20 protein-coding genes are annotated in these 19,160 nt (G+C 68.1%); 5 read left to right on the forward strand and 15 right to left on the reverse strand.

Translation table 11 applies throughout. The features are described 5' to 3' along the window. Positions 1-43 precede the first annotated feature (43 nt). A complete protein-coding gene (locus BLT73_RS09150) occupies positions 44-259 on the forward strand; it encodes a hypothetical protein (RefSeq protein ID WP_143025652.1) in 216 nt (71 codons plus the stop codon). Positions 260-262: 3 nt separating this feature from the next. Here BLT73_RS09150 and recN read toward each other — a convergent pair whose 3' ends face one another. The 15 genes from recN to BLT73_RS09225 form a co-directional block, all read right to left on the reverse strand. Beyond that, entirely contained in the window at positions 263-1,903 is a 1,641-nt protein-coding gene (recN, locus tag BLT73_RS09155; protein WP_090523063.1) for a DNA repair protein RecN, read from the reverse strand. A gap of 34 nt (positions 1,904-1,937) precedes the next feature. Continuing rightward, positions 1,938-2,750: an outer membrane protein assembly factor BamD gene (locus BLT73_RS09160; protein WP_425438814.1), complete on the reverse strand. Its 813-nt coding sequence runs from the start codon at positions 2,748-2,750 to the stop codon at positions 1,938-1,940. Between the two features lie 175 nt (positions 2,751-2,925). After that, positions 2,926-3,864, reverse strand: a complete 939-nt coding sequence (gene lpxC / locus BLT73_RS09165) for a UDP-3-O-acyl-N-acetylglucosamine deacetylase (protein WP_090523066.1) — start codon at positions 3,862-3,864, stop codon at positions 2,926-2,928. 230 nt (positions 3,865-4,094) lie between these two features. After that, positions 4,095-5,717, reverse strand: a complete 1,623-nt coding sequence (ftsZ, locus tag BLT73_RS09170; RefSeq protein ID WP_090523068.1) for a cell division protein FtsZ — start codon at positions 5,715-5,717, stop codon at positions 4,095-4,097. 222 nt (positions 5,718-5,939) lie between these two features. Next, positions 5,940-7,277, reverse strand: coding sequence for a cell division protein FtsA (gene ftsA, locus BLT73_RS09175; RefSeq protein ID WP_090523070.1), 1,338 nt, complete (start codon positions 7,275-7,277; stop codon positions 5,940-5,942). 19 nt (positions 7,278-7,296) lie between these two features. Continuing rightward, positions 7,297-8,283: a cell division protein FtsQ/DivIB gene (locus tag BLT73_RS09180; RefSeq protein WP_090523072.1), complete on the reverse strand. Its 987-nt coding sequence runs from the start codon at positions 8,281-8,283 to the stop codon at positions 7,297-7,299. Beyond that, on the reverse strand, positions 8,271-9,197 hold the full coding sequence (locus BLT73_RS09185; RefSeq protein ID WP_090523073.1) for a D-alanine--D-alanine ligase: 927 nt from the start codon (positions 9,195-9,197) through the stop codon (positions 8,271-8,273). Before BLT73_RS09185 ends, BLT73_RS09180 begins: the two co-directional genes overlap by 13 nt. A gap of 110 nt (positions 9,198-9,307) precedes the next feature. After that, positions 9,308-10,180, reverse strand: coding sequence for an NAD-dependent epimerase/dehydratase family protein (locus BLT73_RS09190; RefSeq protein WP_090523075.1), 873 nt, complete (start codon positions 10,178-10,180; stop codon positions 9,308-9,310). Beyond that, positions 10,177-11,010, reverse strand: coding sequence for a glycosyltransferase (locus BLT73_RS09195; protein ID WP_090523077.1), 834 nt, complete (start codon positions 11,008-11,010; stop codon positions 10,177-10,179). Before BLT73_RS09195 ends, BLT73_RS09190 begins: the two co-directional genes overlap by 4 nt. Positions 11,011-11,046: 36 nt before the next feature. Further along, positions 11,047-11,979 carry a UDP-N-acetylmuramate dehydrogenase gene (murB, locus tag BLT73_RS09200; protein ID WP_090523141.1) on the reverse strand — a complete coding sequence of 311 codons (933 nt, stop codon included), beginning with the start codon at positions 11,977-11,979 and terminating at the stop codon, positions 11,047-11,049. A gap of 299 nt (positions 11,980-12,278) precedes the next feature. After that, the gene (locus BLT73_RS09205) at positions 12,279-12,725 is read right to left on the reverse strand and encodes a hypothetical protein (RefSeq protein WP_090523079.1); all 447 of its coding nucleotides are present in this window, start codon (positions 12,723-12,725) and stop codon (positions 12,279-12,281) included. A 69-nt stretch (positions 12,726-12,794) separates the two neighbouring features. Further along, entirely contained in the window at positions 12,795-13,169 is a 375-nt protein-coding gene (locus BLT73_RS09210; protein WP_090523081.1) for a hypothetical protein, read from the reverse strand. A 105-nt stretch (positions 13,170-13,274) separates the two neighbouring features. Next, positions 13,275-14,702 (reverse strand): UDP-N-acetylmuramate--L-alanine ligase, encoded by a 1,428-nt coding sequence (gene murC, locus BLT73_RS09215; protein ID WP_090523083.1) that lies wholly within the window; start codon positions 14,700-14,702, stop codon positions 13,275-13,277. Then, the gene (gene murG / locus BLT73_RS09220; RefSeq protein WP_090523085.1) at positions 14,699-15,781 is read right to left on the reverse strand and encodes an undecaprenyldiphospho-muramoylpentapeptide beta-N-acetylglucosaminyltransferase; all 1,083 of its coding nucleotides are present in this window, start codon (positions 15,779-15,781) and stop codon (positions 14,699-14,701) included. The genes murC and murG overlap by 4 nt, the downstream gene beginning before the upstream one ends. After that, on the reverse strand, positions 15,782-16,945 hold the full coding sequence (locus BLT73_RS09225) for an FtsW/RodA/SpoVE family cell cycle protein (protein WP_090523086.1): 1,164 nt from the start codon (positions 16,943-16,945) through the stop codon (positions 15,782-15,784). A 318-nt stretch (positions 16,946-17,263) separates the two neighbouring features. On the opposite strand from BLT73_RS09225, the gene BLT73_RS09230 reads away from it, so the two are divergent. From BLT73_RS09230 to BLT73_RS09245, 4 genes are all read left to right on the forward strand, one after another. Beyond that, entirely contained in the window at positions 17,264-17,464 is a 201-nt protein-coding gene (locus BLT73_RS09230; RefSeq protein ID WP_090523088.1) for a twin transmembrane helix small protein, read from the forward strand. Beyond that, positions 17,464-18,051: a cob(I)yrinic acid a,c-diamide adenosyltransferase gene (locus BLT73_RS09235; RefSeq protein WP_090523090.1), complete on the forward strand. Its 588-nt coding sequence runs from the start codon at positions 17,464-17,466 to the stop codon at positions 18,049-18,051. Before BLT73_RS09230 ends, BLT73_RS09235 begins: the two co-directional genes overlap by 1 nt. A 107-nt stretch (positions 18,052-18,158) precedes the next feature. Beyond that, on the forward strand, positions 18,159-18,917 hold the full coding sequence (locus tag BLT73_RS09240; protein WP_090523092.1) for an electron transfer flavoprotein subunit beta/FixA family protein: 759 nt from the start codon (positions 18,159-18,161) through the stop codon (positions 18,915-18,917). After that, the coding region (locus BLT73_RS09245; RefSeq protein WP_483874354.1) for an adenine nucleotide alpha hydrolase family protein at positions 18,917-19,160 on the forward strand (244 nt) is incomplete at its 3' end. The genes BLT73_RS09240 and BLT73_RS09245, both read left to right, overlap by 1 nt.

Below are 19,160 nucleotides of genomic sequence, written 5' to 3' on the forward strand. Positions count from 1 at the left end.
GTCCAGCAACGGAGCCAGCGCAGCGGGTGAGCATGTGGTCCCCGTGACCTACGCCACGGGGTCTGCCGACCCGGTCCAGGTGGGCGAGGTGGTTCCGCCCGATCAGATCTACATCATCTCGCGCCCCGGCCGCTACGGCCTCGGACCGGAGATTCCGGGCAGCGATTATGCGGTTGTCGGCAATCAGCTCGTCCGGGTGAATGCCGAGACCCGCAAGGTGCAGTCTATCATCCGCCGGGTCGAGCGCATCGTCGATTGACCATCAGCCGACAAGCGCGCGCGCGGCGTCGCGGGCGGCATCGGTGACCTGCTCGCCGGACAGCATCCGGGCGATCTCGTCGATCCGCGCGGCGTGATCGAGCCGGGCCACCCGGCTGGTTGTCATCTCGCCCCCGACCTGTTTCGAGACGCGGAAATGCGTGGCACCGAGCGCCGCGACCTGCGGCGAATGCGTCACCACCAGCACTTGCGCCCCCTCTGCCAGCCGCGCCAGGCGCCGCCCCACCGCATCGGCCGTCGCACCACCGACCCCGCGGTCGATCTCGTCGAAGATCATCGTCACCGCATCATTGCCGCGCGCCAGGCTGACCTTCAGCGCCAGAAGGAAGCGTGACAGCTCACCGCCCGAGGCGATCTTGTCCAGCGGTCCCGCGGGCGCACCGGGATTGGTGGCGACGGTGAAGGCCACGGCGTCGCGCCCCTCCGGCCCGGCCTCCGTCTCCGTCACCCGCGTCTCGAAGGCGGCGCGATCCATCTTCAGCGGCGCGAGTTCGGCCGACATGGCCTGATCCAGCCGTGACGCCGCCCGGACCCGCGCGGCGGACAGCGCCTCGGCCGCGGTGCTGTAGTCCTGCTCCGCGGCGTCAACGGCGGCGCGCAGCCGGGACAGATCCTCCTCCCCCGCATCAAGCTCCGCCAGCCGGGTCCGCAGTGTCTCTGCCAGTTCGGCCAGGTCGTCCGGCGTGGTGTCGTGCTTTCGGGCGAGTGCGCGCAGGGCAAACAGCCGCTCCTCGGTCGTTTCGAGCTCATGGGGATCGAAACGCATCTCGCCGAGCGCATCTTCGACACCCTGCGACGCCTCCCCCAATTCGATCAGCGCGCGCGCCAGGGCGTTCATCGCCTCATCCAGCCGCCCCTCGGCCTTCTCGGCCGCGCCTTCCAGCCAGCGATTGGCGTCCAGCATCGCGCCTTCCGCCCCGTCAGGGCCAAGCGCCTGCGCGGCACGGGCGACATCCTCTCGGATGCGCTCTGCCGCCTGCATGCTGCGCCGCGCGGTATCGAGGCGCGCATCCTCGCCCGGTTCCGGCGCGAAGCCGTCCAGCTCGGCCACGGCATGACGCAGGAAATCTTCCTCCGCGCGGGCCTGATCCAGCCGTGCCTCCGCCGCCTCCATCGCCTGCGCCGCCTCGCGCCGCGCGGCCCATGCGGCGCGGATCGGGGAAAGGTCGATGGCGCCGAATGCATCCAGCATCTGCCGGTGGCCGCGCGGGTTCAGAAGGCCGCGATCATCGTGCTGTCCATGCAGTTCCACCAGCGTATCGGAGAGCCTGCGCAACACCTCGCCCGAGCTGCGCCGGTCGTTGATCCAGGCGGTCTTGCGCCCGTCGGTGCTATTCACGCGGCGCAGGATCAGCTCGTCTTCCGCCGCGATCCCGGCATCGGCCAGAACCGCGCGGGCGGGATGGTCCGGGGGCAGGTCGAACACCGCCGTCACCTCGCCCTGGCTCGCGCCGCTGCGCACCAGCTCGGCGCGGCCGCGCCAGCCCAGCACGAAGCCCAGGCAATCCAGAAGGATCGACTTGCCCGCCCCGGTCTCGCCGGTCAGCACGTTCAACCCGGCACTGAACTCCAGTTCCAGCCGGTCGATCAGCAGCATGTCGCGGATATGCAATTCGCGCAGCATCGCCCCACCCCGCAGGGTGCGCTTCAGCGCACCGTCAAAGCCATTTGCCCTGGATCACCTGACGATAGACATTCGTCAGCCAGCTCTCACCCTTTGGCGAGGCGCTGAGCCCGCGGCCGCGAAGCTGGGCATAGGCGTCCTCGTAGAAGGGTGATGACTGGAAATTATGCCCCAGAACCGCACCCGCCGTCTGCGCCTCGTCGGTCAGGCCGAGCGCCAGATAGGCCTCCACCAGCCGCATCAGCGCCTCGGGCGTGTGGGTCGTGGTCTGGAAATCCTCGACCACCACGCGGAACCGGTTGATGGACGCCGCGTAATGACCCCGCTTGAGGTAATAGCGCCCGATCTCCATCTCCTTGCCGGCCAGATGGTCGAAGGCCAGGTCAAATTTCAGGATCGCGCTGCGGGCATATTCGCTGTCGGGATATTCCTCGATCACCTCGCGCAGCGCCTGAAGCGCCTGGAAGGTCAGGCCCTGGTCGCGCCCGACCTCGTCGATCTGGTCGTAATAGCTGAGCGCGAGCAGATATTTCGCATAGGCCGCATCGTCATCGCCGGGATAAGTGTCAACGAAGCGCTGCGCGGCCCCCCGCGCCTCCTCGTAATCCTTGTTCCGGTGATAGCTGTAGGCCTGCATGATCAGCGCGCGCTTGGCCCATTGCGAATAGGGATAGAGCCGCTCGATTTCCGAGAAGTAATAGACGGCGGTGTCGGGATCGCGGTTGTTTTCCAGCTCGTATTCGCCGCGGCGATAGATTTCCTCGGCGGCGAAATTCTCCACCGGGACGCGCTCGCCGGCATCCCCGCCCGCACCGCATCCGGTCAGCACCAAGCCCGCCAGAGCCATTGCCATCAGGGACTTTGACGAAACAAAGCGGACCATCGCTACCTGCCTGTCAGTACATTCTCACCAAGCGACGAGTCGGGACGCGCCGCGGCCCGGTCGTCCTAGCACAGAACATCAGGGTGCGCAAAATGGCAATGTGGTGTATTTCCCAACACTTGCGGGACAAGCTGAATCCTCACGCAACCGCAACGAGAGCGGGTGCATTGACCGGGCCATAGGCGGCAACGCCGGCGCCCGGAAGCCGGCATTCCAGGTCAGACGCGCAACTCTCCCATTCCCAGGCATCGGGCTGCGCGAACAACGCCCGCAGCAGTTTGTTGGTCATGGCGTGCCCGGCGCGGTGGCCGCTGTAGCGCGCCAGAAGCGGCGCGCCGGCAAGCGCCAGGTCGCCCATCGCGTCCAGCATCTTGTGGCGCACGGCCTCGTCCTTGTGGCGCAGACCGCCGGGCGACAGCACCTTGTCGCCATCGACCACCACCGCGTTCAGATAGGTGCCGCCAAGCGCCAGCCCGGCATTGCGCATCAGTTGAACATCGGACTGCCGGCAGAAGGTGCGGCTGTCCATCAACTCGCGCACAAAGGCACCATTGGCCATGTCGAGAGCCATGTCCTGCCGTCCGATGGCCTTGTCGGCAAACTCGATATGGAAATCGATCTCCAGGTGATCGGCCGGTTCCAGCCGCGCCACCGCCTCGCCCTCGCGGACCTCGACCGGACGCTTGAGCCGGATGGCGCGCTGCACCCCGTCCTGCATGCGGATGCCGGCGGCCAGGATGCCCGCCACGAAATCCGCCGACGAGCCGTCCAGGATCGGCACCTCGCCCGCGTCGATGCGCAGCAGGGCGTTCTGGATCCCGGTCCCGGCAAGTGCGGCCATGATATGTTCGATGGTCGAGACCCGCACGCCGTCGTCATTCTCGATCAGCGTGCAGAGCTTCGAGGGCACGACCCGATCCCACAGCGCCGGGATCCGGTTCATGCCGGACGGCAGATCGCTGCGCTCGAAGACGATGCCGTGACCGACCGGGGCGGGACGGATCTCCATGCGCACGGCCACGCCGGAGTGAAGGCCGACGCCCCGGAACTCTGTCGCTTTCGCAATGGTAGCCTGCATGATACTGCCCGTTTCTTGTTATGCGGTCCTGTGGTCTGTCCGCAGCTTCGACCTAGGCGCTCGGGCTGTCCGCCTCAATTAACGATTTGTGACGGTCTGTAACAAAGCCCGCCGGGAAAATGGTCGCAATTGAGCATATTGCGGTCCTGCATGGAAAAAGGGCCGCCATGTGGCGGCCCCTTGCCTGCGTCGGGACACGCGGTCGTGACCGCGCATCAATTGGGTTGTGATCAGTTGGCCTGGCGGCGCAGGAAGGCCGGGATCTCGGAGCTGTCGGTCTGCGAATCATCGGCGAGATCATCGAAATCCGTATCCAGGTTGCCCTGCCTGCGCGCCGACAGACGCTCGCTGACCCGGTCGGCGATCGAGGCGGCCGACTGTTTCTCGTTCTGGTGGCCCGACATGCGCTCGATCATCCGGCCCAGACCGGCCATGCGGCCTTCGCGGCCCTGCGTGTCCGGCTCGGGCTTGCGGCGCGCCGGGGCGGCCGGGCCGCGGGCGGCGGCACCGGGCTGCGCGGCAGCCGCGCGGCGCATGCGTTCCAGCACATCGGCGGGCGGGGTGCCGCGCGGGGCGTTGCTGCGCGGGGCCACGAAATTGCCGGCATCGTCACCGATCGGGTTGCTGGCCGGGGCGGCCTGGGGCGCCTGTTCCTTCGGCTGGTAGGCCGGGGCGGGCATCTCGTCATCAAGGGCCTGCCGCGGAGGCTCGGCGCTGCGCTCGGGCGCGGGGGCCGGCTCGCGGCGCTGCTGCGGGGCGTGATCCATCTCCAGCCGCGGCTCGGCGGCGGCGGGCTGGGGCGCGGGCGCCGGGGCCGGCTGCGCCTGCGGCGCGGCAGCTACGGCATCCACCCGGCGGCGCGGCGCCGGCGGCACGATCTCGTCCGCGGCGGCATCGATGCCGGTGGCCACGACCGACACCCGGATCGTGCCTTCCATGTCGGGATCCAGCGTCGAGCCGACGATGATGTTGGCATCGCCATCCACCTTGTCGCGGATGATATTCGCGGCCTCGTCCAGCTCGAACAGGGTCAGATCGGTGCCGCCGGTGATGTTGATGAGCACGCCCTTGGCGCCGTTCAGGCTGATCTCGTCGAGGAGCGGGTTGGCGATGGCCTTCTCGGCCGCCTCGACCGCGCGGTTCTCGCCCGAGGCTTCGCCCGTGCCCATCATCGCCTTGCCCATTTCGTCCATCACGGCGCGGACATCGGCAAAGTCGAGATTGATGAGACCCGGCCGCACCATCAGGTCGGTCACGCCCTTCACGCCCTGATAGAGCACGTCATCGGCCATCGCGAAGGCCTCGGTGAAGGTGGTCTTCTCGTTGGCCAGGCGGAACAGGTTCTGGTTCGGGATGATGATCAGCGTATCGACATGTTTCTGCAGCTCGTCCACGCCGTGATCGGCCTGGCGCATCCGCTTGCTGCCCTCGAACTGGAAGGGCTTGGTCACGACGCCGACGGTCAGGATGCCCATCTGGCGGGCGGCCTGCGCAATGATCGGGGCCGCGCCGGTTCCGGTGCCGCCGCCCATGCCCGCGGTGATGAAGCACATATGCGCGCCTTGCAGGTGATCGACGATATCCTCGATCGTCTCCTCGGCGGCGCGGGCGCCGACCTCGGGCTTGGCGCCGGCGCCGAGCCCTTCGGTGACCTTCGGGCCAAGCTGCACGCGCGATTCCGATTTCGACTGCTGCAGCGCCTGCGCATCGGTGTTGGCGACCACGAACACGCAGCCATCGAGCTGCTTTTCGATCATGTTGTTGACCGCGTTGCCGCCTGCACCGCCCACGCCGAACACGGTGATGCGCGGCGTCAGATCGTCTTCGACGTTCTTCGTCAGATTGAGGTTCATGGTGTCCGCCTGCTGTTTTGACTGCGGGCCAGGTCTGGCGCCCGGCCGAATCCCCCGTATTCCTGAAACTGTAACCAAGCTGGCCGGTATCGTCACCCGAAAAACACGTTTCAGACGCAAAATCTTGTGGGCATTCCATGGGTATCCGGCGGTATCTTGCTTATACCGCAGCATATAGGGGCCTCGCCCAAGACCCCTACCATCAACGATTTCAGACGCCTGTCACCAGTTGTTGCGGAACCAGCGATAGGCCCGGCGGATCGACCGCGCCGGATAGGCTTCGGCGGGCATTTCAAAGTCCCACCACTCGTCCTGCGGATGCGCCGCGAACAGCGCCAGCCCGACCGCCGAGGCGAAATTCGGGCCGGTCAGCTGATGCGGCAGGCCGTGAATGCGCAGCGGCCGGCCGATGCGGACATTGCGCCCCAGCATCCGCGCCGCCAGACCGTCGAGGCCGGGGATCTGGCTGCCGCCGCCGGTCAGCACCACCTGCTGGCTGGGCATGTGATCGAACCCGGCCGCATCCAGGATCGCGGCGACCTCTTCCAGGATCTCCTCGACCCGCGGGCGCATGATGCCGATCAGATCGGCCCGGCTGACGGTGCGGCGGTCGGTCTCCCAATCCCCCGTCGCCCCGCCCAGCTCGATCAGGTCGCGGTCGTCGCGCCCGGTCGCCTCGGTGCCGCCGTTCAGCGTCTTGATCCGCTCGGCCACGCCCATCGGGATGCGCAGCCCCTTGGCGATGTCCTGCGTCACCAGATCCCCGCCCATCGGCACGGCATCGGCGAAGATCATGTGTTTCCTGACGAAGATCGACACCCCCGTCGCGCCGCCGCCCAGATCGATGCAGGCCGCGCCGAGCTCCTGCTCATCCTCGACCAGCGAGGACAGCGCCGACATGTAGGAGGCCGAGGCCACCCCGGCCAGTTCCATGTCGCATCGCCGGATGACGTGGATCAGATTGTCGAGGGCGTCGGCATCCACCGTCAGCACATGCATGTCCACGCCGAGCGACTGCCCGGCATGTTCGCGCGGGTCCATCAGCCCGGAGCGGCCATCAACGGTGAAATTCACCGGCTGCGCATGCAGCACCTGCCGGCCGCGCCCGAAATCCGGCACCTCGCAGGAGGCGAGCACATGGGCAATCTCGCCCTGCCCGACCTTGCCGTTCTTGAGGGGGATATCGCCTGCCAGCCCGTAGGAGGCCGGGCGCGCACCGCTGAGACACGCAATGGCATGGTCCACCCGCACCCCGGCCAGTTTCTGCGCCGCCTGCACGGCGGTGCGGATGGCGCGCTCGGTCTCGGCCATGGTCTCGATTTCGCCGTAACGGACCCCGCGCGAGCGGGTGGTGGCGGCGCCGATGACGCGGAAATTCGACTGCCCGGCCATCGGGCCGACCCCGTCGGTTTCGCGATACAGCACCCCCGGCCCGTCGAATTGCAGGATGAAGCAGGCCACCTTGGAGCTGCCGATATCCAGCACCGCAACGACACCGCGCTGCAAGGCCGCCTGTCGCATGTTCCGCATGCCGCGCTGAAGCTGGTAGATATCCTTCATCCTGCCTGTCCCCTCACCTTCAGCTTTTCTTGTCCGCGGCCGGCAGTTCCTTGCCGTCCGGCCCCAGCAGGGGCTGGCCCCGCGCCGCGCGGATGCTGTTCTGTGCCGTCATCCCGAGCCGCGCCGTCGGGCGCTGCCCGTCGCGCAGATCGACGACCGACACATCGCGCGCCAGCAGATCCTCTGCCTCATCGAGCGCGATGAGCCGTTCGAGCGCCGCGACCGGGTTCTGCGCGGGCAATTGCACCCGCTGCCCGCCATCGAGCACCACGTCCCAGCGACGCTCCCCCAGGCGCTGCAACCCGCGCACCCGCGGCAGCAGCGGCCCGGAGGCGGCAAAGATCCGGATCGCCTCCTCCGCCACGCGATCGGCGCCCTCGCCCGCGATCAGCGGCAGTTCCGGGCGCACCGCCCGCGAGGTGACGGAGGCGACGCGCTTGCCCTGTTCGTCAAGCTGCTCGATCCCGCGCGCGTGACGCCACAGCAGCACCGGTTCGCGCTCGACCACGGTCGCGGCCAGCACCCCGCCCGGCTTGACGCGCAGATCGACATCCTTCACCGCATCCAGCAGCAGGATGTCCTGGCGCAGCTGATCGAGGTCGATATCGAAGCTGGAGGCCGGAAGATCCACCGGCAGCATCATCCTGAGCGCCTTGTCCACCGGCGTCGAGGCCCCGGAAATGGTCATCTCGTTGACCATGAACTGCTCGCGGTTCTGCACCTTCTCGACCATCCCGGTCAGCCCGCCGGCCAGCGAGGCGCGGCGATCCTCGTCCGACAGCCACAGAAGCGTGGTGAAGGCCAGCACGAAGGCCGGCAGCCCCACCCGCGTCAGCTTGCGGAAGCCCGGTGTCAGCCACATCCGGTTGAGCCGGTAGGCCAGCCGTGACGGGGCCGGATCGCGCTTCGGCTTGGCGGCGTGGCTCTGCGGCCGGTTCCAGCCCTTGCGGGGCGGCGTCGGCTGCGGGCTGAACCCGGCCTCGGGACGGTGGCTCACGCCCTGCATAGCGCATCCTCGATCAGCCATGCGCACAGCGCCGGAAAATCCATATCCGCCAGGATCGCGGCCTGTTCGGGGGCCAGCGAGGTCGGCGTCATGCCGGGCTGGGTGTTCGTCTCCAGCAGATACAGCCCCGCCAGCCCGCGCGTGTCGTCCCAGCGGAAATCCGACCGGCTCATCCCCGCGCAGCCCAGAACCCGGTGCGCGCGCAGCGCGTAATCCTGACAGGCTGCGGTGATGTCGGCCGGGATCTCGGCGGGCACGACATGGCGCGAGCCCCCCGCCTTGTATTTCGCGTCGTAATCATACCAGTCATCGCTGACGATCTCGGTCACGCCAAGGGCGCGCTCACCCAGCACCAGCGTGGTCAGCTCGCGCCCCGGAATATACGTCTCGACCATGACCTTGTCGGGCATCTGCGCGCCGATATCGGCCGGGCCGTTCGCGCCTTCGCGCACGAGATAGACCCCGACGCTGGAGCCCTCGTCATTCGGCTTGACCACATAGGGGGGCGAGATGGGATGTTCGCGCCGCGCCTGATCGGTCGGCACGATGACGCTGTCGGCCACGGGCAGACCGGCGTCGCGGAAAAGCTGCTTGCTCAGCGTCTTGTCCATCGCGATGGCCGAGGCCAGCACGCCGGAATGGGTATAGGGGATGCCCAGCCAGTCCAGCATGCCCTGAACACAGCCATCCTCGCCAAAGCGGCCATGCAGCGCATTGAACACCACGTCGGGCGCGGCCGCCTGCAGCCGCGCGGGCAGATCCTGCCCCGCGTCGATCTCGGTGACGTCAAACCCCGCCTGCCGCAGCGCCGCAGCGCATTCCGCGCCTGACGACATCGACACCTCGCGCTCGGCCGAGGGGCCGCCCATCAGGACGACGACATTCGGGGCTGTCCTGCTCGACCTGCCCGCCATCTTGCCTTTCTGCCCGGTTGGATCCGGGTCCGGTCTTCATTCGCCCGGTTGGTCCGGGTCATGCCTGTGCGGGGAAGTTTAACCGAGTCCGGCGAATCAGGGAAGAGGCTTCATGCCGGGGTCGCACCGAAACCCGCATCGGCGGCGATCTGCCGCAATGTCTGCGTCAGCCGCACCCGCCCGCCGGGCCGCCAGCCGAGCGCGCACAGCCGCTCCGTCGCCATCTGGTTGAATGCGGTGCCGTCCGCCGCCGCGGGGATGATCCCGTCCTGCCCGCTCATCTGCCGCCAGAGCGTCAGAAGCTCGCGCCGGTCGAGCAAAAGGTCGGAGACGTTGAACACCCCTCGCGCGCCGCTGAGCCCAAGACGCACGGCGGCGGCCAGATCACCGCCGTGGATTTCCGTCCCGACGCGCGGGGTGATGGGCCGACGGGCGGCGAAATCCGCGAACAGGCCGGCCCATTTATGGCGCTGACCGGGGCCGGGCGTGCCATAGACTCCGGTCGCGCGCAGCACCATGGCGGGCGCGCCGCTGCCCAGCAATTCCTGCTCCGCCCGCAGCTTCGCCTGGCCGTAAAGCGTGTCCGGGCGGCAGGTCAGATCCTCGGTCAGCACGCCGTCTTGCGGGCCATACACCGCGCGGGAGGACAGGAACACGACGGGCAGCCCCGCCGCCGCAGAAGCGGCAAACAGGCGCAGCGACCCGTCGAGATTGCGCGCCAGGAAGCCGTCGGGATCATCGCCTTCGCCGCCCCGGTAGCGGCCCGGAACATGGGCGAAGGCGGCATGGATGACAGCGTCGAACCCGCGCAGATCCGGGGGCGGGGCGGCGAGGTCATAGGGGATGTGGCGCACTGGCGCGTCGAAGAAATCCGGGCGCGGGGCGGTGCGGCACAGCACCGTCACCATGTCGCCCGCAGCAAGTGCCTCGTTGACGATGAACCGGCCCACCAGCCCGGTTCCGCCGGTGATCGCCAGCCTCATTCGGGGGCCGGAAGCCGGGCGGGATCAAGCCGTGGACCCTGCCCCGCAAAGCCGCGCCACAGATCGATCAGCGGGCGCATCTGCGCCGCTTTCGCATGGTCCTGCCAGGGTTTTTCATACTGGAAATGCAGGATGCGGATCTCCTCCCACGCCCAGAGATCCGGCAGGTTGAGCCACACATATTGCAGCATGTTGCAGAACACCGGCAGGCCGTGCCAGTCGGGGAAGAACGTCTCCAGGAAGGTCTGGTCGGTGCGCCGCCAGAACACGCCCGGCCGGTCGAGACGGTCGAGCATGGCCGCGAAGGTTTCCAGCGACGGGCGGGCGGTGAAGACACCGGAATTCAGCCGGTGAAAATCCGCGACGCTTTCATAGACATTGGGCGCGGCGCAGAACTCCGGGTAGGCGAACAGCATGTCGCAATTCTTCAGCATGATCGCGTCAGCGTCGATGAACACGACCGAGGCATATTCGGTCAGTTGCCACAGGCGCAGCTTGGCGAAATTGTCCAGCGGAGTATGGAAGGGCGGCTTGACGCCCTTGGTGAAGGCGGCGCGGGCGTGGAGCGCGTCGCGGGCATGGGTGGCGTTGAATTCGGGTGATGTTTCCAGCAGTTCCGTCCGGATCAGCCGCGCCCCCGCCACGCGCAGCGGCGCCAGCGACGCCTCGGGGACTTCGGTGTGCAGCACCACGCAATCCGCCGCCGTGCCGGTGGCCTTGATCGAGTTGACAAGTGCAAGCGCGCCGAGCGCATAATCCGCATTCGTGGCCAGCGTGACATAGGCATTCCGGCTCGACGCGGCGCGTTCCGGTTGTAAGCCGTCGGTCATGTGCCATTCCTTTGACGGACAGGGACGGGCCCGAGTTCAGTTGCTTGCGGACATGCCGACACGGATGACTTCCCATTGCAATTCATGGCCCGAATCGGCGCGGACGCGGTCGCGGACGAGCTCGCCCAGGGCTTCGAGATCGGCGGCGGTGGCGTTGTCGGCGTTGAGCAGGAAATTCGGGTGTTTTTCCGACATCTGCGCGCCGCCGAGGCGGTGGCCGCGCAGGCCGGCTGCGTCGATCAGCTTCCAGGCTTTCAGATCATGGGTGTCGTCATCGCGGCCGGTGGAGCTGAACCCCGCCGGGTTGCGGAAGGTGGATCCGGCGCTGCGTTCGCGCGTGGGTTGGGAGGCGTCGCGCCGGGCAAGCTGATCCTCCATCCGGGCATGGAGATCGGCGGGCGCGTCGCGGCCCGCGCGCAGCCGGGCGCGGGTGATGACGCTGCCCTCTGGCAGCTCGGACTGGCGATAAGCGAATTGCAGATCATCCGGAGTGAGCGTCAGCGTCTCACCGCTGCGGGTCACGATGGTGGCGTCGATCAGGTGGTCGGCCATGTAGCTGCCATAGCAGCCCGCATTCATCCGCACCGCCCCGCCGATGCTGCCAGGAATGGTGCGCAGGAAGGTCAGGTCGAGCCCCTGATCCGCCGCCTTGCGGGCCACATGCGCATCCAGCGCCGCCGCCCCGGCGGTGACCACGTCATCATCAGAAAACTCTATGGCATTGAAGCCCCGCCCGAGCCGGATCACCACGCCGCGAATGCCGCCGTCGCGCACGATCAGGTTCGAGCCGACGCCCATCGCAAAGACCGGAATCGCCGGGTTGAGATCGCGCAGGAACAGGGCCAGATCGTCCTGATCGGCGGGCTGGAACAGCCAGTCCGCCGGGCCGCCGACGCGCAGCCAGGTGAGGCTGTCGAGCGGGCGGTCGGCGGTCAGCGCGCCGCGCGGCGTGGGAAGCGAACGGGTCATGGCGATGCTGGTAGCCAGCCCCGCGCCGCAGGTCAACATTCCGCGCAACGGGACCGTGCGCCGGGTGTTGCGCCGCTGCGGGGCTCGGGCCGCGGCGGGCCAGTAATTGCTGGGTTTCGGGGCCTCACAGCCCGTGCACAGCGCGTACACCGGCTGTACACAGGGCGTACACTGCCGGGATGCCCCAGGCGAGACATCGGGGGTGACGGATGCGCCGCCGGCCGGCGTCCGGGCGCGCTCAGCAACCGGCGCATCGTCTGAACGCATTCGGGAGGCTGGGGCGGGCACGCGCGGACGGGTCAGAGGCGGCGGCGCAGCACGCGGCCGATGAGCAGGCCGGAGAGGATCGGCAGGCCGAGCACCTGGACTCCGAGCGCGAAGCCCGTGGTCCGGCCGCCGGAGCCGAGGCCGAGCCACGCATAGGCCATGCCGATGGCAGTGTAGAGCGCGGCGAGGCCGATCCACAGCGCGGGGCGCAGCAGCAAATGGCGCGCGCGGCGCCACCCGAGCCGCAGCCCGGATGCGAGGCCGGAGGCCATGACAAGCGCGAAGCTGAGCGACAGCCCGAGACTGACCGGGCTGAGTTGAACGAGGGCGGGCAGCAGCGCCACGACTGCCCCGGCGCACAGGGCGAGGATCAGGACAAGGCGCAGTGACAGGCCGATACAGGCGGCAAGCGCGGCACCGGACCAAAGCGCGATTCCGCCAATCAGATAGAGCAGATCATCGGAGAGCGGCGGGATCATTGCTGGCTCAGCCACGAATTGCGCGGCAGGGGAGTTTCCACCTGCAACGCGCCTGCTGGCAGTTGGGCGCTAGCCATAGATGCACAGCGTCAGCGCCAGAATATTGACGAGGTAGAAGGTCACCGACAACCCGATCGGGCGCGGTTGAGACGCAATGCGATCACCGCCCCGCCGGGATCGGGTCACGCCGATCAGACCGCCGATCAGGAGACCGCCGAGCCAGATGAACAGCGCGAAGGACATGGCGAGTTGAATGACACCCGCCAGAAACTCGGACCCGCCGACAGCGCGCCGGGCCATCGTGGCGCAGATCACCGCTGCGATCAGCGCCACGGCGATCAGGACAGCGTAATGGCCGTGATAGCCCCGTGCGACCTGCTGATCGCCAAGGGCGACGTAGAGCAGGAAGATCAGGATCAGCGCGACGAACAGAAACGGTTCCATGACGGGGCCTCTCGGATGCGTCCTCAAAGATTGCCGCCCTGCCCGCCCCCGGAACGGACTGGAAAGACGCCTCCGGCCGCGCCAGCCCGCATCTCTGGCCGCGTCTCAGGCCGCCTTTTCCTGAAGCCGCGCGGGCAGCGCATTGGCCCAGGCCGAGATGGAGCCTGCGCCCAGGCAGACCACCATGTCGCCGGGCCGCGCCTGTTCGCGCACCAGCCGGGCCAGGTCATCCTCATCCACCACGGCGCGGGCATGGCGGTGGCCGTGCGAGATCAGCCCGGCGACCAGATCGTCGCGGCTGGCACCGGGGATCGGGTCTTCGCCGGCCGCGTAGACATCTGCAATGCCGACCACATCGGCCTCGTTGAAGCAGCTGCAGAAATCCTCGAACAGGCTGGATAGGCGTGAGTAGCGATGCGGCTGATGCACGGCGATGACGCGGCCCTTGGTGGCCTGACGCGCGGCCTTGAGCACGGCGGCGATTTCAACCGGGTGATGGCCGTAATCGTCGATGATGGTCACCCCGTTCACCTCGCCCACGCGGGTGAAGCGGCGGCCGACCCCGCCGAAGCCCGCCAGCGCCTCGCGGATCTCGGCGCGTTTCATGCCGAGATGGCGGGCCACGGCGACGGCGGCGAGCGCGTTCGAGACGTTGTGATCGCCCGGCATGGGCAGGGTGCAGCCCTCGATCACCGGGATCTCGCCGTCATTGATGTCGGCCTCGCCCTGCAAGGCCACGTCGAAATGCGCGACGCCGTTTTCGTAGCTGAGATTGATCGCGCGCACATCGGCCTGCGCGTTGAAGCCGAAGGTCACGACGCGGCGGTCATGCAGCTTGCCGACAAGCGCCTGAACCTCCGCGTGATCGGTGCAGCAGACGGCGAGGCCGTAGAAGGGCACGGAGGAGGCGAAGTTGTAAAACCCCTCGCGCAGCCGGTCGAAATCGCCCCAATGCTCCATATGCTCGGGGTCGATATTGGTGATGACAGCGATGGTCGCGGGCAGGCGGTTGAAGGATCCGTCGGATTCGTCGGCCTCGACCACCATCCATTCGCCTGCCCCGGCGCGGGCGTTGGAGCCATAGGCATGGATCACGCCGCCATTGATGACGGTGGGGTCGAATTTGCCGTGATCCAGCAGGGTGGCGACCATGGTGGTGGTGGTGGTCTTGCCGTGGGTGCCGCCGATGGCGATATTTGATCGCAGGCGCATCAGCTCGGCCAGCATCTCGGCGCGGCGCACGATGGGCAGGCCGCGGCGGCGCGCCTCTTCCAGCTCGGGATTGCCCTTCTTGATGGCGGTGGAGATGACGACCACGCCGGCCTCGCCGATATTGCCGGCGCTCTGGCCTTCGAAGATGCGGGCGCCGAGCTGTTCCAGCCGGTCGGTGATCCTGGAGCGCTTCGCGTCCGAGCCTTGCACGTCATAGCCCAGAGTCATCAGCACCTCGGCAATGCCGGACATGCCGATCCCGCCGATCCCCACGAAATGGATGGGGCCAAGCTCTCCGGGCAGTTTCGTGGCGGCATTCATGCGGCGATCTCCGTTACGATGTCATAGAGACGCCTTGCGGCGTCGGGGCGGCCCAGCGACAGGGCGGCGGCAGCCATGCCCGCGGCGCGGTCGGGGTCCGACAGGATTGCGAGCATGTCGCGCGCCAGCGTGTCCGGGTCAACTATACTTTCCGGCAGGATCAGCGCGGCGCCGGAATCGGCAAGGGGCCGCGCATTGGCGCTCTGGTGATCGCCGGTGGCGATGGCGAGCGGAATGAGGATGGCGGGGCGGCCGATCACGGTCAGATCGGCCACCGTCGAGGCGCCGGAGCGGGCGATGACAAGCTGCGCCTGCGCGAACAGCTCCGGCACATCCTCGAAGAACGGGCGGATCCGGGCGTCGATCCCGGCGGCGCGATAGGTTTCGGTGACGCGGTCCTGATCCTCTGCGCGGGCCTGATGGGCGACGCGCAGGCGGGGGCGGAGATCTTCGGGCAGTCGCGCCATGGCGGCGGGCACGACATCGGACAGGATGCGCGCGCCCTGGCTGCCGCCGATCACAACGACATGCAACGGCCCTTGGCCGGGCGGCTGATAGGGGCTGGCCGCCCGCGCCGTCACCGCGCTGCGCACCGGGTTGCCGGTATGGACGGCGTCCACCCCGTCGGGCAGTTCGGTGGGCCAGGTGCCGCAGGCGACCTTGTGGACGCGGCGGGCGAACAGGCTGTTGACCCGGCCCATGACGCCGTTCTGTTCGTGGATCATGCGCGGGATGGCCAGCATCCGCGCGGCGGTCATCGCCGGCACGGTCGGATAGCCGCCGAAGCCCACGACGATATCGGGCCGGTCGGCGCGAAAGCTGCGCCGCGCGGCCAGCACGCCGGAGGCGATGCGGAACGGCGCGGCCAGCTTGGCCAGCGGACCGCCGCGCGCGGTGGTGGCGGCGCTGACGATCTCGCGCGTCACCGCCGCGGGAAACCCGCCCGCATAGCGCGCCCCCCGCTCATCGGTCGAGAGCGCGACGCGCCAGCCCTGCTCCAGCAGCATCTCGGCCAGGGCCTGGGCGGGAAACATATGCCCGCCGGTCCCGCCCGCGGCGATCAGCGCGTATTTCGCCATTCAGCGCCCCCGCCCGATCAGGTCCGACATCTCGCCCTGCGGCCGGTGGCGGGTCAGCGCCAGCAGCATGCCCATCGCGATGCCCGAGGCGATCACCGACGAGCCGCCATAGCTGACGAAGGGCAGCGTCATCCCCTTGGCCGGCAGAAGCCGCACCGCCACGCCCATGTTGATGAGCGCCTGCACGCCGAAGGCGCAGGCGAGCCCGGTCCCGGCGATGCGCGCAAACGGATCGCGCTCGCGCAGCAGCCGCATCAGCGAGCGGAAGACGATGGTGGCGTAAAGCGCGATGATCGCCAGCACCAGCACCAGCCCGTATTCCTCGGCCGCGACGGCGATGATGAAATCGGTATGGGCGTCGGGCAGCGACCATTTCACCGTCCCCTCGCCCACGCCCACGCCAAAGAACCCGCCCTCCTGGATGGCGTGGGTCGCGTAACCCAGCTGGGTGCGCGGATCGACCTCGGCGGTCAGGAACCCGTCGATGCGGCGGGCAAAATGCTCGGACGCGCCATAGGCGAAGAACCCGCCCGCCACGGTGATCCCGGCCACCCCCAACAGCAGCACCATCGGCGCGCCGGCGACGAAGAACATCACGCACCAGGAAAACAGCACCAGCGAGGCCTGGCCGAAATCCGGCTGGCCGATCAGCGTCAGCACCACCGCCGCGGTGATGCCGAAGCTGATCCATTTGCCGGGCGGGCCGCCCACCTCCTGGCTGGCGGCCATGCACCAGGCGGTCGCGGCCACGAAACAGGGCTTGAGAAATTCCGAGGGCTGGAAGGAGCCGAAGCCGAGGCTGAGCCAGCGCGTCGCCCCCTTGCCGTAATCGGTGCCGATCACCGGCAGGGCAAGGACCACCGCGAAGGCCAGGAAGAAACCGATCACCCCGATGCGGCGGATCTGGCGCGGGCTCATCAGCGAGATGACCAGCATCACCGCCAGCCCCATCGCGCCGAACACCGCCTGCCGGGTCACGTAGTAGAAGGGGGGCAGGTTGTTTTTCTCCGCCAGCGGCACCGAGGCCGCGAGCCCGAGCAGCAGCCCGATGGCAAACAGGCACAGCACCGCGAAGAAGGACCACCGGTCCAGCGTGCGCCACCACCGGGGAAGAATAGGATCGCCCGCCCGCACAGGGGTCGCGCCAAAGACCATCTCGGTCATGGAAATACCGCCGTCACTGCCTCAACTTGCGCCCGGTTATCCGGGTCTGATGGCTCAGCATAGCGCGATTGCCGCCCCCGCGCCACAGGTGATTCGCGCCGCGGCCTGGCCTGCGCGGCGCTTTGCCGCGCCCGACGGGCACGGGCCGGGATCGGTGACAGGGGCCGCCTGCCCCGGCTGGGCAGCAGGACAGGCCGAGCGGGCGCCGCTCAGGGGCGTGCTGCGTGGCCGCCACGGAAGCCGCCCGCCGTCCCGCCGCAGTGCTGGACCCTGCCCGCGCGCCCGGCTAGGCTCTGCCGATCAAGGAAAGGCCGTGACATGTCCGACGATCCGCTGTTCATCGTGATGATGTTTTCCCTGCTGGCGGTGGTGGCGATCCTGGCCACCGGCATTGGCGGGTTCGGCATGGGCGGCAAGTTCAACGCCAAGCACGGCAATCGGATGATGCGCTGGCGGATCATCGCCCAGGCGGTGGCGATCGCGCTGATCCTGATCTTCATCGCGCTGCGCGGCGCCTGATGGTCGTGCTGAACCGCATCTATACCCGCAGCGGCGATGGCGGAGAGACCGCGCTCTCCGATGGCAGCCGGGTGGCGAAACATGACCGCCGCGTCGCGTGCTACGGTGACGTGGACGAGCTGAACGCGGCGCTCGGCCTGTGTGCACTGCATGCGGCGGGCGGGATGGCCGGGCGCATCGCGGTGATCCAGAATGATCTCTTCGATCTGGGCGCCGATCTGTCACGGCCGGGGATCGCCGCGGATGCCGAGGCGCCCACTCCGGTGCTGCGGATGATCGCGCCGCAGGTGACGCGGCTGGAGTCCGAGATCGACGCGATGAACGCGGATCTGGACCCGCTGCGCAGCTTCGTTCTGCCCGGCGGCACGGCGCTGGCCGCGCATCTGCATCTGGCCCGGACCGTGGCGCGGCGGGCGGAACGCGCGGCGACGGCGCTTTCCGCCGCGACGGGGGATGTCAACCCGGCTGCGCTGCGCTATCTGAACCGGCTGTCGGACTGGTTGTTCGTCGCCGCGCGCCACGCCAATCTGGGCCGGGGCGGCGACGTGCTGTGGCAGCCCGGCGCCAGCCGGGAGGGCGGCGATTGACCGGCCCGTCAACGCAGCGTCACCGGATTTTTGTCCTGTCCCCGGACCGGTATGCTGTCTATCTATTGCGGCGAATTGCCTGAAGCAGTGAAAGGGAGAGAGTGCCGATGAAGGTTCTCGTGCCAGTGAAGCGCGTGATCGATTACAACGTGAAGGCGAAGGTGAAATCCGACGGCTCCGGTGTCGATCTGGCGAATGTGAAGATGTCGATGAACCCGTTCGACGAGATCGCGGTGGAAGAGGCGATCCGTCTGAAGGAGGCGGGGACGGCGGAAGAAGTCGTGGTGGTGTCGATCGGCGTGAAACAGGCCGCCGAGACGATCCGCACGGCGCTGGCGATGGGCGCGGATCGCGGCATCCTCGTGGTCGCCGCCGATGACGTGCATCAGGATATCGAGCCGCTGGCGGTGGCCAAGATCCTCAAGGCGGTGATCGACGAGGAGAGCCCGAAGCTGGTCATCGCCGGCAAGCAGGCCATCGACAACGACATGAACGCGACCGGGCAGATGCTGGCGGCGCTTCTGGGCTGGGGCCAGGCGACCTTTGCCAGCAAGCTGGAAATCGATGGCGAGGCCGCCAGGGTCACCCGCGAGGTCGATGGCGGTCTGCAGACCATCGAGGTGAAGCTGCCGGCGATCGTGACAGCGGATCTGCGGCTGAACGAGCCGCGCTATGCCTCGCTGCCCAATATCATGAAGGCCAAGAAGAAGCCGCTGGAGGAAAAGACGGCGGATGATTACGGCGTGGACGTGAGCCCGCGGCTGGAGATCACCCATACCGCCGAGCCCGAGGGGCGCAAGGCGGGGATCATCGTCGAGGATGTCGATGCGCTTGTGTCGAAACTGAAAGAAGCGGGGGTTGTGTGATGGCTGTTCTGTTGCTGGGTGAAGTCACCAATGGCGAGTTGAACCGGGACGCCACCGCCAAGGCGGTGGCTGCGCTGAAATCCCTGGGCGATGTGACGGTGCTCTGCGCCGGGTCGAGCGCGAAGGCGGCGGCTGAGGACGCCGCAAAGATCGACGGCGTGGCGAAGGTGCTGGTGGCCGAGGATGATCTCTACGGCCACCGCCTGGCGGAACCCACCGCGGCGCTGATGGTGGAACTGGCCG

The organism is Paracoccus isoporae (assembly GCF_900101865.1).
Lineage (GTDB): Bacteria > Pseudomonadota > Alphaproteobacteria > Rhodobacterales > Rhodobacteraceae > Paracoccus > Paracoccus isoporae.

What these genes read in the sequence shown, in the direction of transcription:
- BLT73_RS09160 (WP_425438814.1), bottom strand. Translation starts at nt 2,750, where the DNA reads ATGGCTCTGGCGGGCTTGGTGCTGACCGGATGCGGTGCGGGCGGGGAT.
- murG (WP_090523085.1), bottom strand. Translation starts at nt 15,781, where the DNA reads ATGGCGAAATACGCGCTGATCGCCGCGGGCGGGACCGGCGGGCATATG.
- BLT73_RS09180 (WP_090523072.1), bottom strand. Translation starts at nt 8,283, where the DNA reads ATGCAGGGCGTGAGCCACCGTCCCGAGGCCGGGTTCAGCCCGCAGCCG.
- ftsA (WP_090523070.1), bottom strand. Translation starts at nt 7,277, where the DNA reads ATGAAGGATATCTACCAGCTTCAGCGCGGCATGCGGAACATGCGACAG.
- lpxC (WP_090523066.1), bottom strand. Translation starts at nt 3,864, where the DNA reads ATGCAGGCTACCATTGCGAAAGCGACAGAGTTCCGGGGCGTCGGCCTT.
- recN (WP_090523063.1), bottom strand. Translation starts at nt 1,903, where the DNA reads ATGCTGCGCGAATTGCATATCCGCGACATGCTGCTGATCGACCGGCTG.
- BLT73_RS09195 (WP_090523077.1), bottom strand. Translation starts at nt 11,010, where the DNA reads ATGACCGACGGCTTACAACCGGAACGCGCCGCGTCGAGCCGGAATGCC.
- BLT73_RS09185 (WP_090523073.1), bottom strand. Translation starts at nt 9,197, where the DNA reads ATGGCGGGCAGGTCGAGCAGGACAGCCCCGAATGTCGTCGTCCTGATG.
- BLT73_RS09210 (WP_090523081.1), bottom strand. Translation starts at nt 13,169, where the DNA reads ATGGAACCGTTTCTGTTCGTCGCGCTGATCCTGATCTTCCTGCTCTAC.
- BLT73_RS09230 (WP_090523088.1), top strand. Translation starts at nt 17,264, where the DNA reads ATGTCCGACGATCCGCTGTTCATCGTGATGATGTTTTCCCTGCTGGCG.
- ftsZ (WP_090523068.1), bottom strand. Translation starts at nt 5,717, where the DNA reads ATGAACCTCAATCTGACGAAGAACGTCGAAGACGATCTGACGCCGCGC.
- BLT73_RS09225 (WP_090523086.1), bottom strand. Translation starts at nt 16,945, where the DNA reads ATGACCGAGATGGTCTTTGGCGCGACCCCTGTGCGGGCGGGCGATCCT.
- murB (WP_090523141.1), bottom strand. Translation starts at nt 11,979, where the DNA reads ATGACCCGTTCGCTTCCCACGCCGCGCGGCGCGCTGACCGCCGACCGC.
- BLT73_RS09240 (WP_090523092.1), top strand. Translation starts at nt 18,159, where the DNA reads ATGAAGGTTCTCGTGCCAGTGAAGCGCGTGATCGATTACAACGTGAAG.
- BLT73_RS09190 (WP_090523075.1), bottom strand. Translation starts at nt 10,180, where the DNA reads ATGAGGCTGGCGATCACCGGCGGAACCGGGCTGGTGGGCCGGTTCATC.
- BLT73_RS09235 (WP_090523090.1), top strand. Translation starts at nt 17,464, where the DNA reads ATGGTCGTGCTGAACCGCATCTATACCCGCAGCGGCGATGGCGGAGAG.
- BLT73_RS09205 (WP_090523079.1), bottom strand. Translation starts at nt 12,725, where the DNA reads ATGATCCCGCCGCTCTCCGATGATCTGCTCTATCTGATTGGCGGAATC.
- murC (WP_090523083.1), bottom strand. Translation starts at nt 14,702, where the DNA reads ATGAATGCCGCCACGAAACTGCCCGGAGAGCTTGGCCCCATCCATTTC.